The 835-nt window shown below is 47.7% G+C and carries 1 protein-coding gene; it reads left to right on the top strand.

Annotated elements, in window-relative coordinates; all coding sequences use genetic code 11:
- Positions 1-835 (top strand): endonuclease/exonuclease/phosphatase family protein (locus tag R7Q48_RS26090; protein ID WP_318133091.1); only part of this gene is annotated, 835 nt, incomplete at both ends.

Raw genomic sequence — 835 nt, 5'->3', positions numbered from 1 at the left:
AGAAGCAACCCTCGAACCCAACGAATACCCTTACGCGGAGTCTTACTCTACCAACACAGGTTTGTTGAGCGATTTTGACCTCGACAACAACGGCACTGCCGGCCAAATGCCGGGGGATGCATGGGGCTTTGGCATGTACCATGGCCAATACGCCTTTGCCCTAATGTCTAAGTACAAAATTGATACGGCAAATACACGAACCTTCCAAGAGTTTAAATGGAAAGATTTAGAAGGCGCGAAAATCCCAACCATTACTATCTGTGACGGCTCACAAAAAATTCCAGACAACATGAAGTGTGGCGATGAGTGGTACTCTGCAGAGGAATGGGCTCAAGTACGCCTCTCTTCTAAAAACCACGTAGATGCACCAATTATCATCCCGACCAGCAATGGTAATGAGGTTGTTCATCTTCTGATGTCGCACCCTACACCACCAGTTTTCGATCCTGGTAAAAACCAAGCGCAAAACGCAGCGGAAGTGGAATTTTGGCACCATTACATCCAAGGAAAAGAATTTTTCTACGACGATGCAGGTAAACAAGGTGGCTTGGCGAGCGGTGCTAAATTCGTCATGATGGGCGACCAAAACCTCGATCCAGTTGCTGGCGATGGTATTAGCTCTGTCATGCAAGATCTGCATAGTGATCCGCTGGTTAACCAAGACGTGATGAACGGCAACCTGTACCCAACAAGCTTTGGCGCAGCTGAACACGCCGTTGAAAAGAGCTCAACTCACCCATATCCGAACCGTATCACTTCAACATTTGGTTTAGGTGTAGACTACGCCTTGCCTTCTGCAAACTTAAACGTGGTTGATTCCGGCGTTTACTGGTCT

The sequence above is a fragment of the Vibrio sp. 378 genome, from assembly GCF_033339435.1.
The sequence above is the reverse complement of the archived record's forward strand: the minus strand, read 5'-3'. Positions and strand labels throughout refer to the sequence as shown.